The organism is Thalassospira sp. UBA1131, from assembly GCF_002311515.1.
GTDB lineage: Bacteria > Pseudomonadota > Alphaproteobacteria > Rhodospirillales > Thalassospiraceae > Thalassospira.
Window position 1 is genome coordinate 36,466 of the sequence record NZ_DCAO01000123.1, and the last position, 2,643, is coordinate 39,108.

A 2,643-nucleotide genomic window follows, 5' to 3' on the forward strand; every position below is an offset into this window, starting at 1 on the left:
GCGGTCAAAGAGCGTGACTGGCAGCGCGACAAGGCGCGTTTGATGCGCGACTTTGGCTGATTGAAAGATCGGTCGCGGGCATGTGACTTGCCGTCGCCCTGTGAAAAGAGATTAAATGGCGCTGACATGGTGAACATGTTGGCGCCATTTTTCGTATGTCGATCATCAACCAAGGAATATCCAGTGACCGAGAGCTTTTCAGGCAAGATCAAAGACAAACTGATCGCGGCCAAGCGCAAGTGGGCCGAAGACGGGCGCTTGATGACCGGCGCACCGGATACTGAGCGTGCGAACCGTTTGCCGCCGGGCCAGCGTCTTGTCAAGGATTGGCCGGTTCTGGATCTTGGCATCACGCCGCATGTGTCAGCGGATGACTATCAGCTTGAAATCAACGGGCAGGTCAGAAAGCCGATGACATTAAGCTTTTCCGATCTGCTTGATTTGCCGCATGTCACGGCCAAAAACGACATTCACTGTGTGACCAGTTGGTCGCGATACGAAAATCATTGGCAGGGCGTGTTGGCCACAACGCTGGCAGAGCTTGTTGATCCATTACCTGCTGCGCGTCACGTCCTGTTTACCGCCCATGACGGCTATACGACGAATGTCCGGATCGAACAGTTTTTGGATGATGATGTGCTGTTGGCCCATCATTGGGAGGGCGAGCCGTTGAGTGAAGAACATGGCGGGCCGCTTCGTGTTGTGATCCCGAAGCTTTATTTCTGGAAAAGTGCCAAATGGGTAAAAAAGATCACCTTTGCCCGCGATGACAAGCCGGGTTTCTGGGAAGAACGCGGGTATCACAACAATGCCGACCCATGGACGGAGGAGCGCTATGAATAGGCGGCAATTCGTTGTATTCTTTGTCTTTACTATTGTTGTCGTGAGTTTGTCCTGGAGGGAGACAATGGCATCGGATGATGCGCCATCTGCATACGACTTTTCTTTCCCGGCGATTGATGCCGGTGAAATCCATCTTTCAGAGTATAACGACAAAGTCGTTTTGCTGGTAAATACCGCCTCGATGTGCGGGTTTACACCACAATATACCGGCCTGCAGAAACTGTGGGAAGATTACCGTGACGAGGGGCTTGTTGTCCTTGGCGTCCCGTCGGCAGATTTCGGCGGGCAGGAATATAGCGAGGATGCCGATATCCTTGATTTCTGTGAGGTCAATTTTGATGTCGACTTCCCGCTGACATCAAAAACCACGGTCAAAGGCCCGGATGCGCACCCGTTCTATAAGTGGGTGGAGCAGGAATTGGGGGCGGAAAACGCCCCGCAATGGAATTTCCACAAATATCTGATTGGCCGCGATGGCAAGCTTATTCAAAGCTTTGACAGTCGTACCAAGCCGGAAGATGAGGAAATTGTCAGCGCCATTCGCGCAAGCCTTTAGGGCCAAATTGCCAAAAGACGATCTGATGACGGGACGGCGGGTTACCGCCGTCCGTCCATGACATCAAGAAATGCCAATCCGTACTGATCAAGCTTTTTGACGCCGACACCGTTGATGGATGCCATATCTTCAAGGGTGCGGGGCTTGAAACGCACCATTTCCCATAGTGTCCGGTCACTGAAGATCACATAGGGCGGCACATTCTGGCTGGTGGCCAGTTCGCGGCGTAGCGTGCGCAAACGTTCCCAAAGATCGCGGTCTTCCTCGTTTTCGAATTCGGTATCAAAATCGCGCAGACGTTTGGTCATGGCGCGTTTGCTTTCGCCGGGGTCCTTGCGCATTTCGACGACTTTTTCGCCGCGCAGCACCGGTCGGGACTCCTCGGTCAGATAGACGCCGCCGTGTCCTTCGACATCGACTTCGAGATATCCCATGGCAAGGAGCTGTCGGAAGACCGAGCGCCATTGCGGCTGGGCGATATCCTTGCCAATGGCATAGACAGAAAGCTTGTCATGGCCGTTTTGGCGGATTTTTTCGGTCTTGCGGCCCATCAGGACTTCGATCACATGCGCCGGGCCAAAGCGTTGGCCGGTGCGATAAACCGCCGACAGCGCCTTGCGCGAGGCCTGGGTTGCATCCCAGGTATCAACCGGTTCAAGGCAGGTGTCGCAGTTGCCGCAGGGTTCATGGCGATCTTCACCAAAATAGGACAGGATCACCTGACGTCGGCAACGGGTGGTTTCCGCAAGACCAACCAGCGCATCGAGTTTTCGCGATTCAATGCGTTTCTGGGCTTCGGGTGCGTCGGATCCGGCCACCATGCTTCGGATCGAAACGATATCGGACAGATCGTAGTTCATCCAGGCATTGGCCGGCAGTCCATCACGCCCGGCACGCCCGGTTTCCTGATAATAGGCTTCCATGCTTTTGGGCAGATTGAGATGGGCGACAAAGCGGACATTGGGTTTGTCGATCCCCATGCCAAAGGCCACAGTGGCACAGATGATCAGCCCGTCTTCACGCAGGAAGCGATCCTGATGCAATTGGCGTGTTTCCTGTGCCAGACCCGCGTGATACGGCAGGGCTGGACGACCATTTTCCGAAAGCCATTGCGCGACGTCTTCGGTTTTGCGCCGTGACAGGCAATAGACAATCCCGGCATCCTTCGCATGTTCGCGATTAAGGAACGACAGCAGGCGTTGCTTGGCATTGCCCTTGGTTTCAATGCGATAGGTGATGTTCGG

At 54.4% G+C, this 2,643-nt stretch carries 3 protein-coding genes; 2 read left to right on the forward strand and 1 reads right to left on the reverse strand.

What is annotated here, in order from left to right; all coding sequences use genetic code 11:
- Window positions 1–183 precede the first annotated feature (183 nt).
- Together B3Z49_RS20725 and B3Z49_RS20730 are read left to right on the forward strand one after the other, a co-directional pair.
- Window positions 184–843: a sulfite oxidase-like oxidoreductase gene (locus tag B3Z49_RS20725; RefSeq protein ID WP_296994449.1), complete on the forward strand. Its 660-nt coding sequence runs from the start codon at window positions 184–186 to the stop codon at window positions 841–843.
- Window positions 844–907: 64 nt separating this feature from the next.
- Window positions 908–1,399, forward strand: coding sequence for a glutathione peroxidase (locus B3Z49_RS20730; RefSeq protein WP_296994450.1), 492 nt, complete (start codon window positions 908–910; stop codon window positions 1,397–1,399).
- A gap of 41 nt (window positions 1,400–1,440) precedes the next feature.
- Here the strand turns inward: B3Z49_RS20730 and B3Z49_RS20735 are convergent.
- Window positions 1,441–2,643 (reverse strand): RecQ family ATP-dependent DNA helicase (locus B3Z49_RS20735; RefSeq protein ID WP_296994453.1); only part of this gene is annotated, 1,203 nt, incomplete at its 5' end.

What these genes read in the sequence shown, in the direction of transcription:
- B3Z49_RS20730 (WP_296994450.1), top strand. Translation starts at nt 908, where the DNA reads ATGGCATCGGATGATGCGCCATCTGCATACGACTTTTCTTTCCCGGCG.